The 22,095-nt window shown below is 62.7% G+C and carries 37 protein-coding genes; 14 read left to right on the top strand and 23 right to left on the bottom strand.

What is annotated here, in order from left to right; translation table 11 throughout:
• Nucleotides 1-23 precede the first annotated feature (23 nt).
• The 5 genes from FJ419_RS20300 to FJ419_RS20280 form a co-directional block, all read right to left on the bottom strand.
• A complete protein-coding gene (locus FJ419_RS20300; protein WP_095768382.1) occupies nt 24-344 on the bottom strand; it encodes a plasmid stabilization protein in 321 nt (106 codons plus the stop codon).
• Nucleotides 345-379: 35 nt separating this feature from the next.
• Nucleotides 380-577 (bottom strand): hypothetical protein, encoded by a 198-nt coding sequence (locus FJ419_RS20295; RefSeq protein ID WP_140697263.1) that lies wholly within the window; start codon nt 575-577, stop codon nt 380-382.
• Between the two features lie 50 nt (nt 578-627).
• Nucleotides 628-846 carry a hypothetical protein gene (locus tag FJ419_RS20290; RefSeq protein ID WP_140631380.1) on the bottom strand — a complete coding sequence of 73 codons (219 nt, stop codon included), beginning with the start codon at nt 844-846 and terminating at the stop codon, nt 628-630.
• A gap of 27 nt (nt 847-873) precedes the next feature.
• Nucleotides 874-1,368: a hypothetical protein gene (locus tag FJ419_RS20285; RefSeq protein WP_140697260.1), complete on the bottom strand. Its 495-nt coding sequence runs from the start codon at nt 1,366-1,368 to the stop codon at nt 874-876.
• Nucleotides 1,369-1,513: 145 nt separating this feature from the next.
• Nucleotides 1,514-1,615, bottom strand: a complete 102-nt coding sequence (locus tag FJ419_RS20280) for a KGG domain-containing protein (protein ID WP_082056318.1) — start codon at nt 1,613-1,615, stop codon at nt 1,514-1,516.
• A 343-nt stretch (nt 1,616-1,958) separates the two neighbouring features.
• Here FJ419_RS20280 and FJ419_RS20275 point away from each other — a divergent pair, with 343 nt between their 5' ends.
• Nucleotides 1,959-2,276 (top strand): hypothetical protein, encoded by a 318-nt coding sequence (locus tag FJ419_RS20275; RefSeq protein WP_140697257.1) that lies wholly within the window; start codon nt 1,959-1,961, stop codon nt 2,274-2,276.
• Nucleotides 2,277-2,328: 52 nt separating this feature from the next.
• On the opposite strand, the gene FJ419_RS20270 is transcribed toward FJ419_RS20275, so the two are convergent.
• A complete protein-coding gene (locus FJ419_RS20270; protein WP_140697254.1) occupies nt 2,329-3,222 on the bottom strand; it encodes an alpha/beta hydrolase in 894 nt (297 codons plus the stop codon).
• Between the two features lie 39 nt (nt 3,223-3,261).
• Nucleotides 3,262-3,492 carry a hypothetical protein gene (locus FJ419_RS20265; RefSeq protein WP_140543038.1) on the bottom strand — a complete coding sequence of 77 codons (231 nt, stop codon included), beginning with the start codon at nt 3,490-3,492 and terminating at the stop codon, nt 3,262-3,264.
• A 163-nt stretch (nt 3,493-3,655) separates the two neighbouring features.
• Between FJ419_RS20265 and FJ419_RS20260 the strand changes: the two genes are divergently transcribed.
• The gene (locus tag FJ419_RS20260) at nt 3,656-4,375 is read left to right on the top strand and encodes a Crp/Fnr family transcriptional regulator (RefSeq protein ID WP_140697250.1); all 720 of its coding nucleotides are present in this window, start codon (nt 3,656-3,658) and stop codon (nt 4,373-4,375) included.
• A 4-nt stretch (nt 4,376-4,379) separates the two neighbouring features.
• Here FJ419_RS20260 and FJ419_RS20255 read toward each other — a convergent pair whose 3' ends face one another.
• On the bottom strand, nt 4,380-4,679 hold the full coding sequence (locus FJ419_RS20255; protein ID WP_140543036.1) for a DUF982 domain-containing protein: 300 nt from the start codon (nt 4,677-4,679) through the stop codon (nt 4,380-4,382).
• A gap of 545 nt (nt 4,680-5,224) precedes the next feature.
• Here FJ419_RS20255 and FJ419_RS20250 point away from each other — a divergent pair.
• Both FJ419_RS20250 and FJ419_RS20245 read left to right on the top strand, forming a co-directional pair.
• Nucleotides 5,225-6,244 carry an SDR family oxidoreductase gene (locus tag FJ419_RS20250; RefSeq protein WP_140697245.1) on the top strand — a complete coding sequence of 340 codons (1,020 nt, stop codon included), beginning with the start codon at nt 5,225-5,227 and terminating at the stop codon, nt 6,242-6,244.
• Nucleotides 6,245-6,263: 19 nt separating this feature from the next.
• Nucleotides 6,264-6,569, top strand: coding sequence for a hypothetical protein (locus tag FJ419_RS20245; RefSeq protein ID WP_140697240.1), 306 nt, complete (start codon nt 6,264-6,266; stop codon nt 6,567-6,569).
• 23 nt (nt 6,570-6,592) lie between these two features.
• On the opposite strand, the gene FJ419_RS20240 is transcribed toward FJ419_RS20245, so the two are convergent.
• On the bottom strand, nt 6,593-6,778 hold the full coding sequence (locus FJ419_RS20240) for a hypothetical protein (RefSeq protein WP_140697233.1): 186 nt from the start codon (nt 6,776-6,778) through the stop codon (nt 6,593-6,595).
• 200 nt (nt 6,779-6,978) lie between these two features.
• Between FJ419_RS20240 and FJ419_RS20235 the strand changes: the two genes are divergently transcribed.
• Nucleotides 6,979-8,037: a YihY/virulence factor BrkB family protein gene (locus tag FJ419_RS20235; RefSeq protein WP_140697230.1), complete on the top strand. Its 1,059-nt coding sequence runs from the start codon at nt 6,979-6,981 to the stop codon at nt 8,035-8,037.
• A gap of 26 nt (nt 8,038-8,063) precedes the next feature.
• On the opposite strand, the gene FJ419_RS20230 is transcribed toward FJ419_RS20235, so the two are convergent.
• The 5 genes from FJ419_RS20230 to FJ419_RS20210 form a co-directional block, all read right to left on the bottom strand.
• Nucleotides 8,064-8,276: a hypothetical protein gene (locus FJ419_RS20230; protein WP_140697227.1), complete on the bottom strand. Its 213-nt coding sequence runs from the start codon at nt 8,274-8,276 to the stop codon at nt 8,064-8,066.
• Between the two features lie 381 nt (nt 8,277-8,657).
• The gene (locus FJ419_RS20225) at nt 8,658-8,945 is read right to left on the bottom strand and encodes a DUF982 domain-containing protein (RefSeq protein ID WP_140697224.1); all 288 of its coding nucleotides are present in this window, start codon (nt 8,943-8,945) and stop codon (nt 8,658-8,660) included.
• A 26-nt stretch (nt 8,946-8,971) separates the two neighbouring features.
• Nucleotides 8,972-9,274: a DUF982 domain-containing protein gene (locus FJ419_RS20220; RefSeq protein WP_140631353.1), complete on the bottom strand. Its 303-nt coding sequence runs from the start codon at nt 9,272-9,274 to the stop codon at nt 8,972-8,974.
• Nucleotides 9,275-9,462: 188 nt separating this feature from the next.
• Nucleotides 9,463-9,975 (bottom strand): ferritin-like domain-containing protein, encoded by a 513-nt coding sequence (locus FJ419_RS20215; RefSeq protein ID WP_140543029.1) that lies wholly within the window; start codon nt 9,973-9,975, stop codon nt 9,463-9,465.
• A 203-nt stretch (nt 9,976-10,178) separates the two neighbouring features.
• On the bottom strand, nt 10,179-11,489 hold the full coding sequence (locus FJ419_RS20210; RefSeq protein WP_140697217.1) for a divalent metal cation transporter: 1,311 nt from the start codon (nt 11,487-11,489) through the stop codon (nt 10,179-10,181).
• Nucleotides 11,490-11,894: 405 nt separating this feature from the next.
• Here FJ419_RS20210 and FJ419_RS20205 point away from each other — a divergent pair, with 405 nt between their 5' ends.
• Nucleotides 11,895-12,104, top strand: coding sequence for a cold-shock protein (locus FJ419_RS20205; protein ID WP_095768399.1), 210 nt, complete (start codon nt 11,895-11,897; stop codon nt 12,102-12,104).
• A gap of 106 nt (nt 12,105-12,210) precedes the next feature.
• Nucleotides 12,211-12,405, top strand: a complete 195-nt coding sequence (locus tag FJ419_RS20200; RefSeq protein ID WP_140543027.1) for a hypothetical protein — start codon at nt 12,211-12,213, stop codon at nt 12,403-12,405.
• 95 nt (nt 12,406-12,500) lie between these two features.
• Here the strand turns inward: FJ419_RS20200 and FJ419_RS20195 are convergent, their stop codons facing one another.
• The gene (locus FJ419_RS20195; protein ID WP_140697214.1) at nt 12,501-12,701 is read right to left on the bottom strand and encodes a hypothetical protein; all 201 of its coding nucleotides are present in this window, start codon (nt 12,699-12,701) and stop codon (nt 12,501-12,503) included.
• Between the two features lie 350 nt (nt 12,702-13,051).
• Nucleotides 13,052-13,255 carry a CsbD family protein gene (locus FJ419_RS20190; protein WP_140697211.1) on the bottom strand — a complete coding sequence of 68 codons (204 nt, stop codon included), beginning with the start codon at nt 13,253-13,255 and terminating at the stop codon, nt 13,052-13,054.
• Between the two features lie 547 nt (nt 13,256-13,802).
• Between FJ419_RS20190 and FJ419_RS20185 the strand changes: the two genes are divergently transcribed.
• Complete coding sequence (locus tag FJ419_RS20185; protein WP_140543024.1) at nt 13,803-14,216, top strand: HD domain-containing protein; 414 nt, start codon at nt 13,803-13,805, stop codon at nt 14,214-14,216.
• Nucleotides 14,217-14,256: 40 nt separating this feature from the next.
• Here FJ419_RS20185 and FJ419_RS20180 read toward each other — a convergent pair whose 3' ends face one another.
• Entirely contained in the window at nt 14,257-14,763 is a 507-nt protein-coding gene (locus FJ419_RS20180; protein ID WP_140697208.1) for a hypothetical protein, read from the bottom strand.
• 94 nt (nt 14,764-14,857) lie between these two features.
• Between FJ419_RS20180 and FJ419_RS20175 the strand changes: the two genes are divergently transcribed.
• The 3 genes from FJ419_RS20175 to FJ419_RS20165 all read left to right on the top strand — a co-directional run bounded on the left by FJ419_RS20175 (nt 14,858) and on the right by FJ419_RS20165 (nt 16,745).
• Complete coding sequence (locus tag FJ419_RS20175; protein WP_140543076.1) at nt 14,858-15,103, top strand: hypothetical protein; 246 nt, start codon at nt 14,858-14,860, stop codon at nt 15,101-15,103.
• Nucleotides 15,104-15,214: 111 nt separating this feature from the next.
• Nucleotides 15,215-16,219 (top strand): PAS domain S-box protein, encoded by a 1,005-nt coding sequence (locus tag FJ419_RS20170; RefSeq protein WP_246679267.1) that lies wholly within the window; start codon nt 15,215-15,217, stop codon nt 16,217-16,219.
• A 166-nt stretch (nt 16,220-16,385) separates the two neighbouring features.
• Nucleotides 16,386-16,745: an SPW repeat protein gene (locus FJ419_RS20165; RefSeq protein ID WP_095768502.1), complete on the top strand. Its 360-nt coding sequence runs from the start codon at nt 16,386-16,388 to the stop codon at nt 16,743-16,745.
• Between the two features lie 426 nt (nt 16,746-17,171).
• On the opposite strand, the gene FJ419_RS20160 is transcribed toward FJ419_RS20165, so the two are convergent.
• A complete protein-coding gene (locus FJ419_RS20160) occupies nt 17,172-17,645 on the bottom strand; it encodes an Lrp/AsnC family transcriptional regulator (protein WP_140697200.1) in 474 nt (157 codons plus the stop codon).
• 137 nt (nt 17,646-17,782) lie between these two features.
• Here FJ419_RS20160 and FJ419_RS20155 point away from each other — a divergent pair, with 137 nt between their 5' ends.
• Both FJ419_RS20155 and FJ419_RS20150 read left to right on the top strand, forming a co-directional pair.
• The gene (locus FJ419_RS20155) at nt 17,783-18,574 is read left to right on the top strand and encodes a tryptophan 2,3-dioxygenase family protein (protein WP_140697197.1); all 792 of its coding nucleotides are present in this window, start codon (nt 17,783-17,785) and stop codon (nt 18,572-18,574) included.
• 213 nt (nt 18,575-18,787) lie between these two features.
• The gene (locus FJ419_RS20150) at nt 18,788-19,201 is read left to right on the top strand and encodes a DoxX family protein (protein ID WP_140697371.1); all 414 of its coding nucleotides are present in this window, start codon (nt 18,788-18,790) and stop codon (nt 19,199-19,201) included.
• Between the two features lie 93 nt (nt 19,202-19,294).
• Here the strand turns inward: FJ419_RS20150 and FJ419_RS20145 are convergent, their stop codons facing one another.
• The 4 genes from FJ419_RS20145 to FJ419_RS20130 all read right to left on the bottom strand — a co-directional run bounded on the left by FJ419_RS20145 (nt 19,295) and on the right by FJ419_RS20130 (nt 21,104).
• The gene (locus FJ419_RS20145) at nt 19,295-19,600 is read right to left on the bottom strand and encodes a hypothetical protein (RefSeq protein WP_095768409.1); all 306 of its coding nucleotides are present in this window, start codon (nt 19,598-19,600) and stop codon (nt 19,295-19,297) included.
• A gap of 71 nt (nt 19,601-19,671) precedes the next feature.
• Entirely contained in the window at nt 19,672-19,941 is a 270-nt protein-coding gene (locus tag FJ419_RS20140; RefSeq protein ID WP_095768410.1) for a hypothetical protein, read from the bottom strand.
• Between the two features lie 233 nt (nt 19,942-20,174).
• The gene (locus tag FJ419_RS20135) at nt 20,175-20,630 is read right to left on the bottom strand and encodes a hypothetical protein (protein ID WP_246679264.1); all 456 of its coding nucleotides are present in this window, start codon (nt 20,628-20,630) and stop codon (nt 20,175-20,177) included.
• Between the two features lie 153 nt (nt 20,631-20,783).
• Nucleotides 20,784-21,104 (bottom strand): hypothetical protein, encoded by a 321-nt coding sequence (locus FJ419_RS20130; RefSeq protein WP_140697194.1) that lies wholly within the window; start codon nt 21,102-21,104, stop codon nt 20,784-20,786.
• A gap of 348 nt (nt 21,105-21,452) precedes the next feature.
• Between FJ419_RS20130 and FJ419_RS20125 the strand changes: the two genes are divergently transcribed.
• Complete coding sequence (locus tag FJ419_RS20125) at nt 21,453-21,821, top strand: hypothetical protein (RefSeq protein ID WP_140697191.1); 369 nt, start codon at nt 21,453-21,455, stop codon at nt 21,819-21,821.
• Here FJ419_RS20125 and FJ419_RS30845 read toward each other — a convergent pair.
• Complete coding sequence (locus FJ419_RS30845; protein WP_181170764.1) at nt 21,808-22,086, bottom strand: hypothetical protein; 279 nt, start codon at nt 22,084-22,086, stop codon at nt 21,808-21,810. The two genes, FJ419_RS20125 and FJ419_RS30845, sit on opposite strands and share 14 nt — an antisense overlap.
• Nucleotides 22,087-22,095 lie beyond the last annotated feature (9 nt).

Raw genomic sequence — 22,095 nt, 5'->3', positions numbered from 1 at the left:
CACAAGGGGAGAAGGCAAAGTCCTCAATGATGGGCGTGGTGCTCCGCGTTGCGCTTGCGCGTGGCCGCTGCCTTCTTCGCGGAAGCGGAGCGCGCGGCCGCGGATCGCTCGCCCGAAGCCTTGCCGCCAGCCTTCCCGCCCTTATGCGCCGCCGGATGGCCGGTGTGCTTGCCGCGGCCGGAGCCGCCTGCTTTTTTGCCGCCGGCGTCGTCCTTGTTGACGGTCGCCCAGGCGCGCCGTTCGGCTTCCTTCTCGGACACGCCGCGCTTCTCGTAGCCTTCGGCGATATGGTCGGCCTTGCGTTCCTGCTTGTCGGTGTATTTCGATTTATCGCCACGTGGCATTTGCTTGCTCCTTGTTGCGCTGAGTGAAATCGCCCTCAGGAACCTTTCTTCTTGGCGACGTCGCCGAGATCGGACCGTTCCGGATCCTTGTTGTTCTCGTCGGCCGCGTCGCGATCCTCGTCGGGATCATCCTTGGCCGGGAGATAGCCGCGCGGCTTGTTGGCCTTCGGGCCCTCCCAGCGGGGCCATTGATCGGAGGTTCCGGGACGTCCGGTATTGGGTGAATTGCTCATCTTAACCTCGCTTTCGAGAAGGCCGTTTGCCCTCCGTCCTCGGAGAACCGTCAGCCTTCCGCTTTCATGGTCCGTGCTATCTCGAGCAGCTTGTCGCGGTCGTGCCCGTGCTCGCGGATCAACTCCCGCGCCTGCTTCGGCGAAAGATCGGTGTGCTCCGCCAGGAAGCGCACATCGGGATCGTCGCCGCCCTTGGTCGGCAAATTGCCGGTCGCCGGCGCATCGGCGGCGCCCGGCCGGTTCGGTATATTGTCGTTCGCCTGGGTCATCGCAGGCCTCCTTCGATTTCCGCCGTATCAGTTCGCTGTCTGGAACTGCCTGCGGCGTGCTTCCTTCTTGCGGCGCAGCACCTCGTCGGTGCCGACGATGTCCTTCGAGCCGCCGGTGATCGCGGTCGAGACCACGGCCGGCGGATCGCTTGCCGGAAAGGAGTCCTCAAGGCCGGACTGCAACTGCTCCTCCAGCGTATCCGGGTCTTCCGAACGGCCTTCGGCGCGACGTCCGTCGATCTCTTCCAGATCCTGCTTGGCGTCGGGATGCTCGCGCACATTGCGCAGCGTCGACACGACGAGTTCGACGGCGAATTCCTTCATCTCCTCGCCGTGCGGGGCGGCGACGTCGGTCTCCTCGACCAGGCGAACAAGCGATTGTTCGAGCTTGTCCAACTCGCGCATGCCCTGGCAGTGCCCAAGTTTCTGCGCCAGAGCTTGGATCAGCAACGGACCGAAGGTCGAGTAGGCTTGCATGCGGGTCTCATCCACCTGTTCGGGATGAAGCGTTTGCAGCGACATTGATGCCTCCGTTCAAACATCCTGCGACGGCAGCCTGGGCAACCGACTGAAGAGGAACTGGAGGGCGGGGCAGAAGTTCCATCGCGGGGTCGAGCCCGCGGGCAGTTCAAATGGCGTCCGTGAAGGACACGGACGCCATTTGAATTCAGCGCTGACCGCCTTTCCGGCCGGCCTCGGAGGCGCGCTGGCGGTCTTCGGCGAAGTTGCCGCTGCCACCTCGGTGCTGGCCGGCGCTCCGCTGACCCATGTTGCGGTCCTCGGCCTGCTGCTGCCCGCTGCCGCGATGCTGGTCTTCGCGGTTCTTGTGGCTCTGCTGGCCGGCTTTGACGTGCTGTTCGTGGGTTCCGCCTTGATTGGGCATGTCGAATTCTCCGTTGGTTCGGATTTTCTTGAGGGTGATTCAAGGACGCGTCCAACATCCCTGAGTAAGGGCAACAGGCGCCGGCAACCGATGTTCCGGTCGAAACATTTTGTGACTCGTCAGACTGAAGTCCGATCCGGCCAGCGCATTGGGCTGGCTTGTGCAACCAAATCTCTTTTTGCGAATTGGTGAGCGGCCGACGAGAAAGCCCCCTCCATCGCCGGCTATCATGGTGCCCGCCGGTCAGCCCCGCGCAATTCCGGCGGGCACCGTTATTCATAAACAGAAGGCCGCGCAGCCGACCTCGGAGCGAGACGACGTTTTGACCTATACCTCTGCAAAGCCCGCTCGGCAGGATGCCGAAAGCCTGCCTGCCAACGACAACCAGCGTACCACCCTTGCCGATCTTTCGTTCCTCGACATCATCAACGACGAGAACGAGGTCGCCGAGATTGCCAGGCGCGCCGAGCGTCTCGGCCATGGCGCGCTCATCGCAATGGCGATCGGCCTGGCGGCCCTGCCGTTGCTCTGGCTGATGCTGATGTGAGCCAGGCCGACCGGCCGCTTGGCCGGCCGGCGCCATCTGCCGGAGAGGTTCTCTATCTTCCGGAAAAGAAGGCGTCGAGCGTGGCCGCCGTTTCGATCGGCGATTCCTCCGGAAAGAAGTGGCCGCCGGGCATCGCCCCGCCGCTGGCATCGTCGGCCCAGTTCCGCCATATGCCCAGCGGTCCGTCTTCGTCCCGATACCATTCGGCCAGCGCGCCATGCTCGCTCCACAGCGCCAGCACGGGGCAGGATATACGCCGGCCGGCCTCGCGGTCCGCATGGTCGTGCAGCCGGTCGAGCGAAGCCGCCGCGCGATACTCTTCGCAGATGGCGTGGATATGCGCCGGATCGCGCAGCGCAGCGACATAAGCCTGCCGCACGCCGGGCGGGAACGCGTCGGCTGCGGATCCCCAGCCGGAAAGCGCATTGTCGACGATTGCTCCGGCCGTCGCCGCCAATATCGTCTCCGGCAGCGGCTCGGGCTGCGCCAGCAGCGACCACGGCCAAAAGCCTAGCGCCAGCCTGGCATCGGCCCGGTCCCAGACCTCGGCGGTAGGGACGATGTCGAGCACGGCGAGCTTCTCGACGCGGTCCGGATAATCGAGCGCCAGCCGGTAGGCGACGCGCCCGCCGCGATCATGGCCGGCGACCAGGAAACGTCGGAAGCCGAGGTCCCCCATGAGCGCCGCCATGTCGGCAGCCATGGCGCGCTTGCCGTAGGGCGCATGGTCGGCGGCCGATGGCGGGCAGGAGCTTTGCCCATAACCGCGCAGATCGGCACAGACGACGCTGAAATCCCGCGCCAGGCTGGGCGCAACGTCGCGCCACATCGCATGCGTTTCGGGAAAGCCGTGCAGCAGGAGCAGGCCGGGCCCGCTGCCGCCATGGCGGGCGAAGATACGCGCCTCGCCGGTGTCTATTTCCAATGTATCAAAATCGGCGAACATGCTTGCCTCCGGCGGGATGCGATGCTGAGGGCAAAGGCCTCACTTCCAGGCCGAGTCCAGCGTCAGCGACGCCTCGAAGATCTGCTCCTTCGCGGTGCGCAGCTTCACGGTAATCTTCAACTGTTCGGTCCCGGGCGCCTCGTCGCGGGCAATGTCGTGCAGGATGCGCAACGCCTCAAGACGGGCACGCTCGCGGTTGGCAAAAAGCTGCCCGTGCTCGTCAACCTGGCCATGCTCGGCGTTATGGAGGTCGAAATAGTAGCGTTCCATCGATGAAGCACTCCGGGCGTTTGGCAAGTTCAATCCCTGGCCCCGATCATGGTTCCAAGCGGTTGATCCTCAGCGGAATCCGCGGCGCGCCGGCCCTTGCTGCGCGGCCGCCTGCAACCGGCCCAGCCCTGCGGCGTTAGCTGTTGCGCATGGAGAAGCGCCGATGCTGGAATCGCTTTATCTCAACCTCGGCCAGCATGACGTCCTGTTAGAAGAAGAGAAGGCGCTGCTCGCCGGCGCCATGTCGCTGGAAAGATACGTCGCCGCCGGTGAGGATATCGCCACGGAAGGCACGCGGCCGATCTACAGTACGCTCATCATCGACGGGTTTGCCGCCCGCTACAAGGTGTTGGAGCAGGGCGGCCGCCAGTTCACCTCGCTGCAGGTCGCGGGCGATTTCGTCGACCTTCATGCGTTTTTGCTGAAGACGATGGACCATGGCATCGTCGCGCTATCTCCCTGCCATGTCGCCGCAGCGGAGCATAGCAAGCTCAAGACGATTACCGAGCAGGCGCCGCACCTTACCCGGCTGTTGTGGCTGAACACGCTGGTCGATGGCGCCATCCATCGCGAATGGATCGTGGCCATGGGACGCCGCTCCAAGACCTCTCATCTCGCGCATTTGATATGCGAGCTGTTCGTCAGGCTGCAGGTGGTGAAAAAGACCCGCGAGATGAGCTTCCATCTGCCGCTGTCGCAGGCTGAGCTCGCCGACGTGCTCGGCCTCTCCGTCGTCCATATGAACCGGGTCATCGGCACGCTGCGCCGCATGAACGTGGTCAACTGGACGAACCATATGATCACGATCCTCGACTGGGAGCGGCTGGTTGCGATCGCCGAATTCGATCCAACCTATCTCAGCATGACGCGCGAGCCGAGATAGGCATCTAGCTGCGCGGGGTCTTGGATCGCGACCACAGCTCATCCAGCATGGTGAGGGCAGCACTCGGCTGGGCAGGCCTCAGCAGGCCCTGCTGCGCGGCGACCTTCTTGAAGGCGGCAAAGGCGATGGCCGGACGGCAGGTGCCGGCGATCGCGTCGTCCACCAGCCGGGCCGCTTTGAGATAGGCCGGCGCCTCCTTGTTCTTCCATGCGCCTCCGAGCGCCTTCTTGGCCTCGGCGACGGTGGTGACCACCATCGTGCCACCGCTGACGAAGCGTATGGTGAGGGGCAGAAAACGGCTCATCGGTCCTTCACCATCCGAACCATTCGCGCGTGCGCCAGGCAAGACCGACAAACGGCGCGGCCGTAATCATGGCGGCGGCGAGAATAAAAAGCGGGCTGTTCGTACGCGTGGATTTCATGTTTCACCGTAAAAATTGCGGATGGCCATAAACGATGACTTCGGCAGTCGGTTGCATCCGGCCGGCTGGTCCGAAGCTGCAAATCCGAGGCTACATATTGCTCGCGGGCCGGGCTGGCGGCGCCGGGCGGTGCGGCGGACGTGGGCGCGGCCTGAGCGGCACCTCGGCCAGCGAAGCGCGGATCACCCTGACGGGGACTGGCGGCGCTGCCGCGCGCCGGCGCAGCATTGCGGCCGAGAGACTGCCGATGAGAGTTCGAACGTCCATGTGGACTCCTCCTGAAGAGTCCCCCAGTGACCAAGCGTTAGCACCGCGGCCGGGCAGCCGCATTTAACTTTGATGTACGCGCAGGCATCTCGGCCAGGTGCGGCGATCCAAGGGCCAACCTTTTCCGTTGGCATGCGTTGTCCTCCGAAAGGAGACCACCATGCCGACCAGCAGCCGAACGAAAACCGGCACGGCCAGGAAATCAGCCACTGGCAAGAAGACAGACACGGCGAAGACCGCGAATAGGCAGCGCGGCGTGCAGCGCAAGGTCGATGCCACGGACCGCGGCAAGCCGAAGCCGGAAGCGCCGGGTGCCATGCAGGCCGGCGCGCGCAAATACCCCACGCCGCCTTTCCCCAGGCAGCATCATTCCAAACCCGGTGAGGAATGGGCGATCGAGCCCGCGCCGCTTTATGATGCGCCCTTCTGGCAAGGGTCGGGCAAGCTCAAGGACAAGGTCGCGCTGATCACCGGCGGCGATTCCGGCATCGGCCGCGCTGTGGCCGTGCTGTTCGCACGCGAGGGTGCCGACGTCGCCATCGCCTATCTCAGCGAGGACCGCGATGCCGAGGCGACGAAGCACGCGATCGAGGCGGAGGGCAGGCGCTGCATCACCTTGCGCGGCGACGTCGCCGAACGCGCCTTCTGCCGCAAGGCGGTGGCTGAAACGCTCAAGGCTTTCGGCAAGCTCGACGTGCTGGTCAACAATGCCGCCTTTCAAATCCACTCGGCCGATTTCGCCGATCTGACCGAGGAGCATTTCGACACCACGCTGAAAACCAATCTCTACGGCTATTTCCATATGGCTCAGGAAGCCGTGCCGCACATGACGCCGGGTTCGGCCATCATCAACACCGGTTCGGTCACCGGCATCGAGGGTTCGAAGGAACTGGTCGACTACTCGATGACCAAGGGCGGCATTCACGCCTTCACCCGCGCTCTCTCCGGCAACCTCATCTCGAAGGGCATCCGCGTCAATGCGGTGGCGCCGGGTCCGGTCTGGACGCCGCTCAACCCATCCGAAAAACAAGCGGAAGAGGTTTCGCAGTTCGGCGCCAAGACGCCGATGAAGCGGCCCGCCCAGCCGGAGGAGATCGCGCCGGCCTATGTGTTCCTGGCCTCGCCGCAATGCTCGAGCTACATCACCGGCGAAATCCTGCCGATCATCGGGGGTTACTGACACCCATGAGGAGGATCTCATGAAAAAAGCGCTTCTCATTGCAGCCGTCACCCTGATCCCGGCCCTGCCGGCGGTGGCCCAGAATGCCGCCCAGCCGAACGACCAGCAGGCGCAGAACTGTCAGGCCAAGCCCGACGCCAACGACCAGCAGCAGAAACAGAAGCAGCAGGCCGACACGGATGAACTGTCGGAAAAACTCGGCAATTGCGGCGGCGTGCTGAAGCCGCCGCCGACAGGCGACAAGAACGCGACGCCGCCGCCCCCGACGGGCAGCGAAATGCCGGTGATCAAGCCGGGCGAAATTCCGCCGCAGACGGGTCAATGAGACCCGTCTTCTACAACAAGCGTTCAATGCTTGCGCTTCGCGCCTTTGGTCGTGCTGACGGCCGGCAGGTTGTGGGCCTCGCGTATCATCTGCAATGCCTCCTCACGCGTGAGGCCGCATTTGCGGGCAAAATAAGCCGCTTCGAGGATCTCGGCGTCGGAAGCCGCCGAAACACTGGAAGCCGACCGTCTGTGCTTCTTCTTGGCCATCGGTTCACCGTGCCATGAATCACTTAGTCAGCTAAATATAAATCCGTTGTTTCCGATTGCAAATACGCGGCCGTTTTTAGCGATCCGGCGTCGGTGCCCGCGCCCATTGGGAACCATTGTGCCGGCATGGGATTGTGATTTGCGAACCGCGTCAGCCGGACCTGGCGGCAAAGGGCAGGTCCAAAACAGATGAGGCGACGATGCCGGGCTGGGTTCGTGAAGGCTGGCTGCTGTTGCGGGAGAGTGTCGCCGGCTACATCGCCGACAATGCGCTGAGCCACGGAGCGGCAATCGCTTTCTACGCCACGACCTCGCTGGCGCCGATACTCCTCATTGTCGTGGCGATTGCCGGCTTCGTCATCGGCAATGACGCCGCGCAACTGGCGCTCTCGGCCGAGATATCGGGCGTGATGGGGCCGCAAAGTGCCGACCTCCTGAAGGCAACGATCGAGAGCGCGGCGCAGCGCTGGTCAAGCACGCTTGCCACGCTCATCGGACTGGTCACGCTTTTCGTCACCGCCTCGGGCGTCTTCGGCGAAATGCAGCAGTCGCTCAACGAGATATGGAAGGTGAAGCCCGATGGCGTGTCGCTGTCGCGCCTGGTGCGGGCGAGGGCGGCTAGCCTCGGTCTCGTCGCGGCGCTTGGCTTCCTGCTGCTGGTATCGCTCGCGGCAAGCACGGCGATCTCGGCGCTGAGCGAATTGATCAACCGGCGCCTGCCGTTCGGTGGCGTGATCGTCAGCGGCGTCAACACGATCGTCTCTTTTGTGCTGATCGCGCTGCTCTTTGCAGCGATCTACAAGGTCCTGCCGGACCGCACGCTCAAATGGCGCGATGTCGGCATCGGCGCGGCGGTCACGGCGCTGCTCTTCACCATCGGCAAATCGCTGATCGGCTGGTACATCGGCACCAGCGCCATCGCGACGTCCTACGGCGCGGCGGGCGCGCTGATGGTCGTGCTGGTCTGGGTCTATTATTCGGCACAGATTTTTCTTTTCGGCGCCGAGATTACCCGCGCCTATTCCGTACGGCGCGGCAGCCGGCGCGACCTCGCGCCGGTCGTCGCGATTGCAACCGACCGGGCTGCGCCACACCATATCGAAAAAGTGGCCAAACCCGGGACGACGATGCCGGCCGACGCTGGTGCAAGTGTCGGCGCGGCGGCGCCTCGGGCATCCGGCGGCGGGATCGTCCTATGGATTGTCCTCGGTAGCCTGATCACTCTGCTTGTCACGCGGGTCTTGCGCCGCTCAGACTGACACGGCCTCGTCGCCAGGCTCGGGCCTTACCGCCGTTCTTCCTGCCGTTTCTCGATTTCGTAGGACAGCCAGCGGCAGAACATGCCGATAACCGAGGTAGCGGCTCCGCCGAGCAGACAAGCAATCAGCAACGGACTTTTCGACGCGCCGTCCCAACTGACGATCGCCAGCAGGATCACGCTCACCGTGGAAATCAGGTATCCTGTACCCTTGAGAAGATGAAGCGACGATCTGTTCATGTTGGCCCGCCTTCCAATGAACAGACAATCAGGATCGAGGTTCCATTTAGCCGATGTTCCTCCACGACGGTGGCGGCATGAGGCACTTGCTGGAAACCGGGAAGACAGGCTGGCCGGCCGCAACATACCACTCACTTGGGACTGAAGTCGCACGCAGCGCCGCTTTGGTCCAAGCAGTGAAACCTTAGCCCGCCGTTGGTGGTTGGGGGACGGTTTGACGGATATTTGAGTCCCTTCATCGTCAACTGTTTGAACGCCCACCATTCCCGCGACTGGTGGGCGTTCATTCGAGGCCAACGATCCGGTGCCAAGGGGCGGACCGGATGACACGCCGCACGCTGTGAGGCGCCCCGACAGCGGTCGCGGGGCGCGCCCCGATCGTCATCGGTGATCTGACGGCCGAGCTTTTTCTATCGCGGGGGGGATTGGTCCGTCCTCGACAAGGATATCCTTCTTGCGCGCGAATGCGGCGAAAACGCCTCGCGCGGTTTCCGCGTCGACGTCGCCGACCAAAGCTGCCTTGCAGGCACGGATAGCCGCTTTCTGCTCCGGGCTATTGCCGCACCAGTCGGTCGCGAACTGATAGGCATCGACGACGGTGTTCAGTTGCCGGGGAAAGCCCAGTCCGACCCAAACGCGAAGGGGTTTCTCAAAGGGTTCGGAAAGCATCGCGAACTGCCATAGCCGCGAAACTTTCAAGCAGTCAGCCCGCCGCCGCGGCCGCCTTTGCCGGTCATCCATGGCAAGGGGATACTCACGTCCTCGAGAATTTTGACCGACCTTGCGAAACCGCTAAAGGCATCTCTGGCGGCAGTCAGCGGATAGCCGCTGTCGAATGCCCGCTGGCAGGCACGAAGTGCCGTTTCAAAGATGGTTCCGCGCCTGTTCTTGGGCCACGCGTAGAGAAATTCCAGGGCATCTTCCAGGCACGCGATTTCCTGGATGAGGCTGTCTCCGCTCTTCACGAAAACAGGGCTGTCGAACATGCGATCGTTCATAACGTCCTCCAATCGAACGAACAATTGAGTTCAGGCAACGGCTTGGTGCCGACAGCGGCCCAAGCTCAGCGGCGATATGGGTTTGTAGATCTTGACCGTCAAGAGGCCCGGCATCGCTGCAAGAACCGGCGCGCCAATTCTGCCATCCACGACGGATTATCGGTCCAACAAACAGCTAAGATCGTCCGCTATGCGGCTTCAGCCGCGACGTTGACCGCGGATTCGGCAAGCTGGGTGAGCGCGGCGTCCGTTTCTTTTTCTTCGTTCAGCGTCTTGTCGAGCAAGGTGACGGCCTCCGTCAGGCCGAGTTCCTGCGCCCAGGTCCTGAGCGTGCCGTAGCGAGAGATCTCGTAATGCTCGACGGCTTGGGCGGCAGCCAGCAAGCCGGCGTCGAGCGAGGGCGAGCCCTTGTACTCGTCCATGATCTCGGCACCTTCCTCGGTGATGCCCATGATGGCGGCACAAGTCTTGCCCGCCGGTTTCTTGTCGATCACCTCGAACACTTCCTCGAGACGGGCGACATGTTCCTCCGTCTGGTCGCGATGCTTCTCGAAGGCCATTTTCAGGGCATCGTCCTGCGCCGCCTTTGCCATCTTGGGCAGCGTCGTCAGGATTTTCTTCTCGGCGAAATAGATATCCTTCAGCGTGTCATGGAAAAGTTCGTTGAGGCCCTTGTTCGAGGCCGCTTTCGTCGTCGCCATTTCTGAATCTCCTGGTGGGGTTGGATCATCACCAACACGGCCTGATCAAACTTGTTCCAGAAAGAAATACATGCGGCGACACAGCTAAAAGCATCAATTGTTATTGACGACGACGAAGCACCGCCGCGTCCAGGCAATTGGCCGGATCGACGCATGAATCGCCGCCTGTCGCATCTGAAAGACCGCTTTTCCCTGCTCGGGATTCACGCAAACCACTGCGCGATGAGGCCCACCGACGAGGCTGCCATTGTCATTGTCGTTAGCCATCCCAGCGCGCGCAGCCAACCCTGAACCGGGAATTCACCCATGATGTCCTTGCTGCCGGCCATCCGCATCATGACGATCAGTACGGGAACGGCGCATATGCCGTTGATGACGGCGCTCCAGTAAAGCGCCTTGATCGGGTCGATCGGGGTAAACATGATCCCGGTGCCAAGAGCCGTCGCGGCGGCGAGTGTGACGTAAAACGCCAACGCTTCCTTCGGCTTGCGCTGCAGCCCCACCGTCCAGTGCAGGGCTTCGCCGACGGCGAAAGCCGCTGACCCCGCCAGCACCGGCACAGCCAGGAGCCCGGTGCCGATAATTCCCATCGAGAAAATGATGAAGGCGAACTTTCCGGCGGCCGGCTCCAGAGCCTTGGCAGCGTCGGTGGACGAAGCAATGTCGGTCACCCCCGCCTTGTGAAGCGTGGCGGCCGTGGTGAAGATGATCGCGACACCTATCAAATTCGAAAATGCCATTCCGACCAGCGTATCGGCGCGTATCCGCCGGAATGCCCTGGAAGCTTGCCACGGCGCCCATCGCAGCGGTTTGGCGCTTGGCTTGAGTTCCTCCTCTTCGACCTCCTGCGAGGCCTGCCAGAAGAAAAGGTAAGGCGAGATCGTCGTGCCGAGGATCGCGAGCAGCGTGGTGAAGAAAGCGCCACTCCATTCAACGTGCGGAACAAACAGGCCTTTGGCCGCATCGGCCCAGGCTACATTCGCGGCGAACATCGCAATGACGTAGGCGAAGAGGCTCAAGGTTGTCCATTTGAGCACTTTCACGTAGCGGGTGTAGTCGAGAAAAACGATCGTGCAGATACAGACGATCGCGAATGCGATGACATAGAGCGGGCTCGGCCCGCCGATGAGCAGCTCCAACGCGTCCGCCATGGCGCTGAGGTCGGCGCCGATATTGATGACGTTGGCGACGGAAAGCAGCACCACCACGACGTAGAGCAGCGAGGCGGGATAGTGTCTGCTGAGATTGCCGGAAATCCCCTTGCCCGTGGTGCGGCCGATGCGGGCGGCGATCTCCTGGATGGCCGCCATCAGCGGGAAGGTGAACAGCATGGTCCAGCCGATATCGAAACCGAGCTGCGCGCCGGCCAGGCTGTAAGTTCCGATACCGGAGGGATCGTCGTCGGATGCGCCGGTGATAAAACCGGGGCCGATCATACGCAGGAACCGTTGCAAGGGTCCCTTTGCCGACGTGGTGCTTTGTTCTCTCTCGATGTGCGAACGGACTTCGGCCATCGTTGCTTCTTCCATGCCCGGCCGAGCGCTAGCGCAATGGCAGCCGAGGCCAGGGATAATCGGAGCGACTTGTACGACAGGCTCGGACAGGTGTTTTTGCGTAGATGAGCAAGAGCTAACGAAGATGGTGAGTAACTGGCGGCGATGATGTCGGTTCCGCCGTCATCGTCATCTTCGCATCAGAGGGCGGATCCGGTCGGGTGCCGAAAAGGGCCCTGCATAAATATATCGAGGGTTGTCTTGCCGGGAGTCAGTTTAAACGCTATATGTGTGATATCGATCTTGTTGAACGAACGTTGTTTCAGGGCCTTTGCGCCCGACGATCTTCCCTCTCAATTTCGAAAACCGTGACGTTTGGCATTCGGCCAAGCGGCGGTAATTTGCGTCGATTTGAAAGGAAATCGTATGACTACTGGAACCGTGAAGTTTTTCAACGCCACCAAGGGCTTTGGCTTCATCGAACAGGGCGGCGGCCAGCCGGACGTGTTCGTTCACATCTCCGCCGTAGAGCGCGCAGGGATGCGTTCTCTCGTCGAAGGCCAGAAGGTAAGCTTTGACGTCGTCAAGGACGCTCGCAGCGGCAAGAGCGCCGCGGAGAACCTCCAGGCAGCCTAAGCCATGCGTCGGCGCCTTTGACCACGGATGTACCGGCACAGGCGCTGGGGCTTTGAGGGAAGGTCGGGTTCGCCCGGCCTTTTTCATTTGCATAGCGAGGTAGCACATGGCTGATACGAATGTGTTCAAGCCGAAAGGCGACGCCAAGAACGAGGCGACTACAAAAACCGCGCGCGCCATCATCGACAGCGAGGCGGCGGCCAGAGTTGCCAAGACGGCGCGTCTTCGCAAGGCCAGGCTGGCGCAGGAGCCGGTAGAGGAGCCGGTAAAGAAGGTGAAGAAGAAGGCCGCCGCCAAATAACGGCGCGGCCTGAGCGGGCGGTGGAGGCAGGGCTGGGTTCATCCCTTCCCGAAATGGTCGCCCGGCTGCGGGAAAATCATCTCGACAAGCCTTGATCAGTACCGTCCCTTGAGAAACCTCGCCTCTCTCACCAGTGAAGTCCAGTCGGGGCCGATAAGCTCGATCAGCTCGCGAGCTTCGTCCTCCGAGATGTCCATATCCTTTGCCAGACGGCGGGCAAGCAATTCCACATCGCCCTGCGCTGGTTGAGCCGCTTTGCCGTCGCCGGATTGGGCGCCATCGTCTCGGTTGATCATGAGCCAACTCCTTCCGGTAGGAACTGTCGAGGCGGCGGCATGTTTCATCCGTTTCCGCAATTTGACATCCGGGGCGTCTCGCCGGCGGCGGACCATGAGATCCGAGGCTGATTCGCTTTCTGGAACCGCCGCAAGGCGGCGCGCCAGGAGCCTCGCGAAGGCAAGCCAATCCGGGTAAATACGGCGCGCCCGCAGCGCGGGTGGAACTCGGCCATGGCAGCCCGTCGGAGCCATTCATGCCGCCCGACCTGCAGGTCGAGACGGATATGCCGCCGTCGGGCGGGCTTGACCGGCTTACGCAAAAAGGCGCTGCCGCGAGGCAACGCCCTTCGTTTTTGGGGAGCCGGCTGTTACCAGCCCTGCATCCTGTACCAGTCGTCGATGTCGCGGCGCACGCGATCCTTCTCCAGGCCGTAGCGTTCCTGGATCATGCCTTCGAGCTGGTCGCGCTTGCCGGCGATACGGTCGAGATCGTCGTCGGTCAGCTTGCCCCACTTTTCCTTCACCTTGCCCTTCACCTGCTTCCAATTGCCTTCGACGCGGTTCCAGTCCATGGCCGGACCTCCTGTTGGACACGGAGGGCTAACGGCAACACGACCGCGAAGTTCCTGTCGAAAGCTCTTTCTGCGTCGAGGCAGGCACTGAGCACAACGATGCGGACGAATGTGCCTTCATCTGGCCGTCATAATGAACCGCCAAATTAGCAAACGCTGAACGTGACCCCCGGTCAGCATGTTCCCAAGACCTCTCTTGCCCGGCTCCTGGTCCGGGCTTCTTTTTAATGCATGTCGCCAACAAGTGCGCAGCGGCTCTGGGACGACGAGCATCAAAACAAAGACCTAAAGCGTGTCGTCTGAATCCCTTTCAGCGACGCGCCTCAGGTGCTGGCATCCCGCCTGGAACGGGTGGCGCGGATTGGCGATGGCGCATCCTCAAAAATCCGGCGGTGTTGGAACATTAGGCCGGTGCCGAGGTTTTTGCATGCATGATGGCGCGCAGTTCCCCGAAGGCGCGCCATCCGGACCGGGTTCCGACCCGAGCAAGCCCGCCTCGGCCGTCCCTCGCCGGGACGGGCTTTATCGTGACGAGATCGGAAGGACCATGCTTCACCAGGCCGCCAAAATCGCCGAGCAGGCCCATCGAGGTCAGAAAGACAAGACCGGCAGACCCTACATCGAACATCTGAGACGGGTTGCCGATGCGGTCGAAACGCTGGACGAAAAGACGGTTGCCTATCTGCATGACGTGGTCGAGAAAGGCGAGGGTTGGAGTCTCGAGCGGCTGCACGGCGCCGGCTTCGGCCTGCCGGTGGTGGCGGCGGTCGATGCGCTGACCAGGCGCATGGACGAGAGCGAGGAGGGCTTCATTTTCCGCGCCGCCTCGAACGAGCTTGCCCTGCCGGTCAAAATAGCCGACCTGCGCGACAATCTGTGGCAAGCTCATCAGGCGGGCGTTGCGCCGGACCGGTATGAGACGGGGCTCGGCATTCTGGGCGAGTTGGCCGCCAGGGACTGAGCGGCGTCGGGGGGCACCGGCCTGCTGCCGGCGGCGCCCGCTATTCGTCGAGCTGCAGCAAATCGATCCGCGCGTCGGGCAGCGAGTGCTCCCACAGGGCTCTTTCGAGGTCGTTGCGGTTGTCGCCGCCCGTGACTTCCGGCAGGTCGAGCGCCGTCAAGGCCTGGTCGTCGAACTCGATCGGCGCCCCGTAAAGTTGGGCGATTTGCATCACCAGGCTTTCTATGTCCTCGCGGGCGATGTTGTCGGCGAGGTTCTTGAGCCTGATTTCTTCCGCAACCCGGATTATGTTGACGATGCCGTCGATCCGCAGGGCCTGCTGGACCTTGCAGTGAGAGTCGTCGCGCAGCCGGTTGGAAAATCCTCGCATCATTGGAAAACCCTCCTTTCGCGGGGGTCTATCCCTCTGTTGCAACCATGCGCTGGAGCAGTGCGGTTGGCAATACACAAATTTTAAAATCAATAAATAAATCAGCTGGTTAGCAAAGTATATCAAACGCAGTTTCACCGCATCCTTAGCATCGTTGGCTTCATTGCCGGTCGGCAAATCATCCCCTCTTGACGCCTTATGGCCGCTTCCTATTTCTACTCACAGTTAGGCAGATACTAACTCACAGCATTCGGCTCGGATGGAGGAGGAAGTGGTTGAGCTTGAACGGCCGCAACGGTTGCAGATCATGCTGACCGACGAGGAATTGGCGGCGCTGGAAAACTGGCGTTTCGAAAAACGCATGCCAAGCCGCTCGGCCGCCGTGCGCGAGCTTTTGCGCCGTGGACTGGCATCCGATGGGTTTCTGGCCGCTGGCCTGGGCGCGAAGTCGCAGGATTTCGGCGTGATATCGCTGGATCGGAAGGCCGCAGATGGCTCCAGCGACCCGAAACCCTGAGCAAATGCACGCTCGCTCGCGGCAGATTGCCTTGACCTCGGCCGGCCCTAATTACCGTCCATGACCAATCGCGGGGGGACGTTTCGACAGGATCCGAATGCCGACGCGCGCTTGGCCGCGATCGTCGATTCGTCCTACGACGCCATCGTCGGCAAGACTCTGGGCAGCGTGATCACCGACTGGAACCACGCGGCCGAACGCATGTTCGGCTATACCGCCGAAGAGGCCATCGGCCGGTCGATCTTGATGCTGATCCCAGAGCATATGCAAGACGAGGAAACCGAGATCATCGGCCGCATCCGCAAGGGGGAGCGCATTCCGAGCTTTGAGACTGTGCGCAGGCGCAAGGACGGCTCGCTGATCACCGTTTCACTGACGATTTCGCCGATCAAGAACAATGCGGGCGAGATCATCGGCGCCTCGACAATCGCCCGCGATATCAGCGCTGCCAAGGAAAGCGAGCGCCGCATCCGGCTCTTGATGCGCGAGGTCAACCATCGCGTGAAGAACCAGTTCGCCGTGATCCTGTCGATGATCAGGGAAACCAGCAAGCGCTCGACCGATCCGGGCGAGTTCGAGGAACTGATCCGTTCGCGCATCATGGCGCTGTCGCGCTCGCACGATCTCCTGGTCACCTCCGAATGGGCCGGCGCCAGCCTGTTCGACCTGATCCAGGAGCATCTGAAGCCTTTCGGCCATGAGGAGCGCATCTCGCTTTCCGGGCCGCTCCTGACGCTGCAGTCCAACGCCGTGCAGAATCTCGGCATGGCCTTCCACGAGCTGGGCACCAACTCATCCAAATATGGCGCGCTGGCGGGTGAAGGCGGCCGCATCGAAATCACCTGGCAGGTCGAGCCCGGCCCGCAAGCGCAGCGGCGCTTTCATCTTCTGTGGCACGAGACATCCGGCGCGACGGCCGTTGGTGCTGAGCAGAAGACGAGTGAGCGCAAGGGTTTTGGCACCGTGGTGCTGCAGCGGGTGGCGCCGCAGTCGCTGAGCGGTTCCTCAAGCCTCGAGCGTTCGCCCGGCAGCGTGAAATGGACGCTCGACGCGCCGCTCGAGGCTATCGTCGTTCCGCAGCTGGGGGTAGAGAGCGACGCCGACTTCAGCGTCTGAGCGGCAGGCGGCGGGATTTCTGCCGTCCCACGCCGGGCGACGCGCGTTTCAGGCCCGCCCGACCGCCACTTGCAGCCTGATAGAAACGTAATTACATCAATCGCTAAGCGTGCAATGTCCACGCGGATACAGTTGCTTTGGTCAAGCTTCGTCTATGGAGGTTGTCATGCCAAGCAAACTGATGGAAGCAAGAAAGAGCCAGGACTGGATCACCCTGATCCTGGCGATTTGCCTGTTCATCTCACCATGGGTCATCGGATTCACCGCGGCAACGGTGCCTGCGTGGAACGCCTGGATTGTCGGCGTTCTTCTCGGCGCGCTGGCGCTCGCGACGCTTTCGGTGTTCGCCGAATGGGAAGAATGGGTAAACGTCGTCCTCGGGCTCTGGCTGATCGTGTCGCCCTGGTTGCTACACTTCGCGGCTGACACGTATGTCATGGCCACGCATGTCGTTCTCGGCGTGCTGGTGGTCGCGGCATCGGCCTGGGCTGTCTGGGACTTCCGTCATCCCCACGCTCATGCGTGAGCGGTGATTGAGCGGGAGCCCGCCGCGCACGCGGCGAGCTCCTGCCACTGCGACGTCTGCGCATCGGGCTGAACGGCGATTGCAGCGTCTTCACGCGATTGCTGCAACGGGAAACGTTTTGGTGCATTCTTGGGAATGGTCTCGATGCTTTACCCCGACACTCCAGCCAAGTGCTGCTCCTACTGCGGCGGCCGCGACCATGATTTCGAGGAATGCCCGAAACGCAAGGCCGACGCGGAGAAGGAAAAGGTGGAGCGGGAGCCGGCCGTGAACAGGCTCCCATATTCTCGTCACGCGTCCTCCAACCAGTAGATCGCCTCGCGTCGCCATAAAGACACCGTGCGGCGCGGGCCTGCGCGGCCAGCGATCACGGCTCGATTGCCGACAGGGGTGCCGTCGAGCCGACGTCTCAATTTGGCGCTCGCCTTATCCCCTCAGCGCACGCGCCGCCGCCTCGGCGAACGAGATGTCGCCCTTGATCTCGCGCATCGCCATTGAAGTAACCGTGCGGCGCACGCCGGGCAGGCGGCTGAGCTCCTCGCGCAGCATCCGGTCGAGCGCCATCATGTCGACGGTGACGATCTGGAGCACATAGTCGGCTTCGCCCGTGGTGGCGTGGCAGCGGCGGATCAGCGGGTGCTTCTTCACCGCCGCCTCGAAGACATCCGACACCTCGAAGTCGATCGACACCTGAATGAAGGCCTCGATGCCGAAGCCGATCCTGGCCGGGTCGATGCGGGTCGAATATCCGCGGATAACGCCGGCCTCTTCCAACGCCTTCACCCGTTTCCAGCAAGGCGTCTTGCTCAAGCCGACCTCCTCGGCGAGTTCGCCGAAGGAGATGCGCGCGTCGCGCTCAAGTGCGGCGACTATTCTACGGTCGAGAGCATCCAGCGTCATTTGTTCTCCAATATGACGAAAGATATCGACGATCGTCCTTCATTCCACGTCATTTGAATAACAGAAAGGAACAATGTTCAAGCCGAAAGCGCTATCCTTGTCGCCAGGTCGAAAACCTGCCGCGAGGAGGATAAGCCATGGACAAGACGGACTATCACGCCCGCATCGAGGCCCCCGAGATGCGCGACTACGGCGTTTACCTGCAATGCGACAAGCTTCTGACCTGCCAAAAACCGCTCTCCGACATGGTCAACGCCGACGAGCTGCAGTTCCAGATCGTGCACCAGGTCGAGGAACTGTGGATGAAGCTCATCGCCTACACGCTGATCGATGTCCTCGACTATCTGGAGAAACAGGACACGCATCGCATCGTGACGCTGATGGGCCGCGTGCACCGGCTGATGCGCATGATGACGGCGCAGCTCGACCTCCTGGAGACCATGTCGCCCAAGGAGTACCAGCAGATCCGCCTGCAGCTCGGCAATGGCAGCGGCCAGGAATCGCCGGGCTTCAAGCTTTTGCTGCGCCTGCCGCCGGACCTTTGGCGGGCCTTCAGGCATGCCTATCTCGACGGCCGCGGGCTGACCGTGGAGGATATCTATGACGAGCATTATGACCACGGCGATTCCTATGTCGTGGCCGAGGCGCTGATCGAGTTCGACGAGCTGTTCCAGAAATTCCGCGCCAATCACCTCTATCTGATCCACCGCTCGATCGGGCTCGGCGCGAAGTCGCTGAAAGGCAGGCCGGTGGAGATCCTCGAAGGCGGCGCCCGCCACCGCTTCTTCCCCGAGCTCTGGGACATCCGCTGCGCCATGACGGACCGCTGGGGCGCCGAATACGGCACCGTTCGGGATTCGATCAGCCATCCGCCGCAACTTTCTCCTTCTCCCCTTGTGGGAGAAGGTGGCCGCGAAGCGGACGGATGAGGGGTGTTCCAGGGAATACCGACGTCTCACTTCGCTGGAACACCCCTCATCCGTCTCGGCGCTGTCGCGCCGATCCACCTTCTCCCACAAGGGGAGAAGGCGAGGCGCCGCGTCCCCGCCAAAACAATTTTTCCAGCGCCTGTCGGAACCAACTCCCTCCGCCCGTCCTTGGGGGCATCAACCGCTTCAACAATCCGGAGGAACATCGTGGAAATGCAATCGACCTGGCAGACCGCCGCCATCCTCATCGCCCGCCTGATCTTCGCCGCGATGTTCGCGATGGCCGTCGCCTTCAAGCTGATGGATATCGGCGCCACCGCCGGCTACATCGCGGCCGCCGGCTTCCCGTTTCCGCTGTTCCTGGCCTGGTGCGCGGCGATCCTCGAAGCGTTGCTGGTGATCGCCTTCCTCACCGGCGCTTATCAGACGCCGTTGGCGCTGATCGGCGCGGTCTATGTCATCTTCCTCGGCTTCGCCTTTCACGGCCCGTCGCACTGGGCCGGAAACCAGGCCGAGTTTGGCGCCTTCATGTCGCATTTCCCGTTCGCCGCCGGCCTGCTCTACGCCGCCGTCCACGGCCCGGGCAGCGTGCTGGCCCTCAAGCAGGGTTGGCCGGGCAGGGCATGAACTTTCCTTCTCCCCGTTCTACGGGGAGAAGGTGGCCGAAGGCCGGATGAGGGGCGGCGCCAACATTTCAAGACAGGGCGCCTTCCCACACGCTCACATCTGATCGTTATACGGCTCTTTCATCTGGCCGACCATGCGCGCCAGCTTCGAGAAGGACGGCATGTCGGCCTCCGGTTGGCACTGGTTGGCGAGTTCGAGCAGCCGGATCGGGAAGTTGACGGCGTCGCGGCTCGAGGCCGACATGCCTTCCGAGCGCTCCTCGCTGGTTTCGCTGGCCTCCGCCTTGCGCAGCGCGATGTCGATCTCCTCGACCGTCAGCACGCCCTTGCGCACCAGCACCTGGTTGACCGAAGCGACGGCCATCAGGAGGCCCTCGAGCTGCAGATTGGCGACATTCATGGCTTTTGCTCCCATTGACCGGGATGAAACGCGCGAGCCGCGGTTACGATCCGGAGATGCGCGAGCCTCGCTTAGGCCTCCATCCACCGCTCTCCATACTCGCTCCAAAGCCGCCTGATCTCGCGGTTGCCGAGCGGCGGCGTCTGGCGGTCGCCGTAGAAGACAGCGACGGCGCTGAGGTCATATTGGCCCTCGGCCTGGGCGATGAAGCGGATCGCTTCGCCGAGCGGTCTCGAATGGAAGATCGGATCGGCCTGGCCCCGGCCCAGGCTGCGAACGCCCGAAATGCTTGCTGGCACATGCCGCATCCGAAAGACGGATGCCATGGCAGGTTTGTCCATGCCTGCTCTCCGCGATTCCCTTGGGGAATGATCCCATAAGCACCGGCTAATGACCAGCCCGGGACGGCCGCCGGAACAGAGCAGGCCCCAGCACAACCTCGGAAACTGAACGCCGGCGGGGAAAGAAAAAGGCCGGGCGCGACGGCCTGGCCTTTCCTTCCGCGCGGTCGCCGCAAAGCAACCCTTACTCACTGTCGTTTTCCGGGTCGGCTCTCTAGCCGGGCCGGAAATGCCTACCTGTGCCAGCGATGCAGCCAGTCCGGCTCGGCGGCGGAGCTTCGGCTGATCGCCATGCCGGCCAGCAAGCCGACCAGGCCGCCGATCAACATCGCGGTCGAGAAGGTGCCGGGGTTCTGCTGCACGGTTTCCGAAACGCTATGCGCCTGGCTGCGCAACTGGCTCGCCGCGCGCGACGCGCGGTCGGAGGCGCCGCTGTAAAGGGTCGAGGCCCGGTCGGCCGCGCCCTGATACCAGCCATGCGCGGTCTCTGCGGCCTGTTCGGAAAGCGTGCGGTTCAGCCGGTTCACCTCGCGCTTCAACTCGGCGATCTGCTTCTTCATCGCGTCTTCCGATGCCCGCGAGGCTCGTGCGCTGCTGCGGGACGCGGGACGGTTGCGCGTGGCGCGCGCGGCGGCGGTTTTCGCGTTGCCGTTGGCTGAATTGGTGGTGCTGGTGTCATTGTCTGCCATCGGTCTCTCCTTTTTGCCTCCTGGGAACGAACGGCCAAGCCGTGCCATTGTTCCGCCGCGGTTTCCGCAGGCGCGCCGCCAGGCCAAAAGACGAGGGCCGCGGAGCGAACTCCACGGCCCTTGGTCCAAGCCCGATGCCCTTGCTTGCCGCAGCTACTTGCCGCAGTTGTTGTCGTTCACGTTCGGCTGCACCGTGGTGGCGGTGCTGTTGTTGGCATCGCCCATTGCGCCCTGCGGATTATTCGCGCAGTTCTTGTCGGCGTTCGAATTCATGTCGCCGCCTGTGATGCTGCCGGTCGTGCCGGTATCGGGCGGAGGGGCCTGGTCAGGCGACGGCGCGGCCGGCGTCTTCGGGTTGACGGTAACGGTCTGGCCGCTGCCCGCGCCATCATTTCCGGCGCCGGCGTTCTGGGCCATCGCCGCCGTCGCGAGGCCGATGGTCAAGGCCGAAGCTGCAAGAATCTTCGTAAGCATGATCTCTTCTCCTCTGTTGCGAGACGGTCGTCTGTCGCGTTGCGACTAAGAGTGCAACCCGTCGGACCAGGGTTGGTTCCGACAAAAATTTGCGGTGATCTGGCCCGGCGTTTCAATCTATAGGTGTGGCGCACGGCGCGCTTTGCCGCCGGCATTTCGAGCAATTTAGGAAAATGTACCTAGAAGCTGTTGCCTGGTGAAGGCAGCTATGCTACTATTTTCTCCATGGTGCTGATTTGCGCCAACAACCCGCCGCCCGGCGGGTTTTTTGTTTTTCGCGCCATCCATTCGTTCGAAGCGCTGTCGGCGCCTTCCCTGTCCTGCGGCGCTTTCAACATCGAGGCCCAGATGCCACGCTATGCCACCATCATCACCGCCGACGACGGCGCCGAGATCGTCAGCGCTATCGGCGAATTCGAAGGCGCAAGCCTTCCGCAGCGCTCGGGCCGTGTCGAGCAGGTCGCGCCGGGCGTGCGCATCGGTATGGTGCGGGGTGGCCTTGATGAAGCCGTCGCCGGTTTCGGTTTCCCGCGCCAGGGCCTCGGCCCGGCTGCGGTCCGCACAGCCACGGCGGGGCTGAAGGCAATGTCCGCGCCGTCCGCCGATGCCAAGCCCGCCAAGCCGGCCAGCGCAAGGCGACGCAGGAAACCGGCCCGCAAGGTCCGCAAGGCGAAGGCGGCGAAAGCAGCACCATCGGATGCGGTCACGCATGGTTGACGAAAGCAGGCGCCGCGAGCCCGTCGGCACGAAGCGGGCGAGGCGAAAGCCGAAAGCCACCCAAGCCGCTGCCGCTCCGTGCCCCCGCCCGAAGCGCTCGCGAAGGACGCTCGTCGACGATTTCGCCGCCGCGCTTCGCGCCGATTTCCGCGCCCATGGCGCAGGCGTCATCGCCGCTGTGCGGGCCGAAAAGCCCGAGCAGTATCTGAAGGTCGTGCTGACGCTGCTGCCCAAAGATTTCTCCGAAAGTGTCGATGCTAAGCAAACCAGTCTC

The organism is Mesorhizobium sp. B2-6-2 (genome assembly GCF_006440615.1).
In the GTDB taxonomy this organism is placed as follows: domain Bacteria; phylum Pseudomonadota; class Alphaproteobacteria; order Rhizobiales; family Rhizobiaceae; genus Mesorhizobium.
This window is presented reverse-complemented; position numbering and strand designations above follow the sequence as displayed.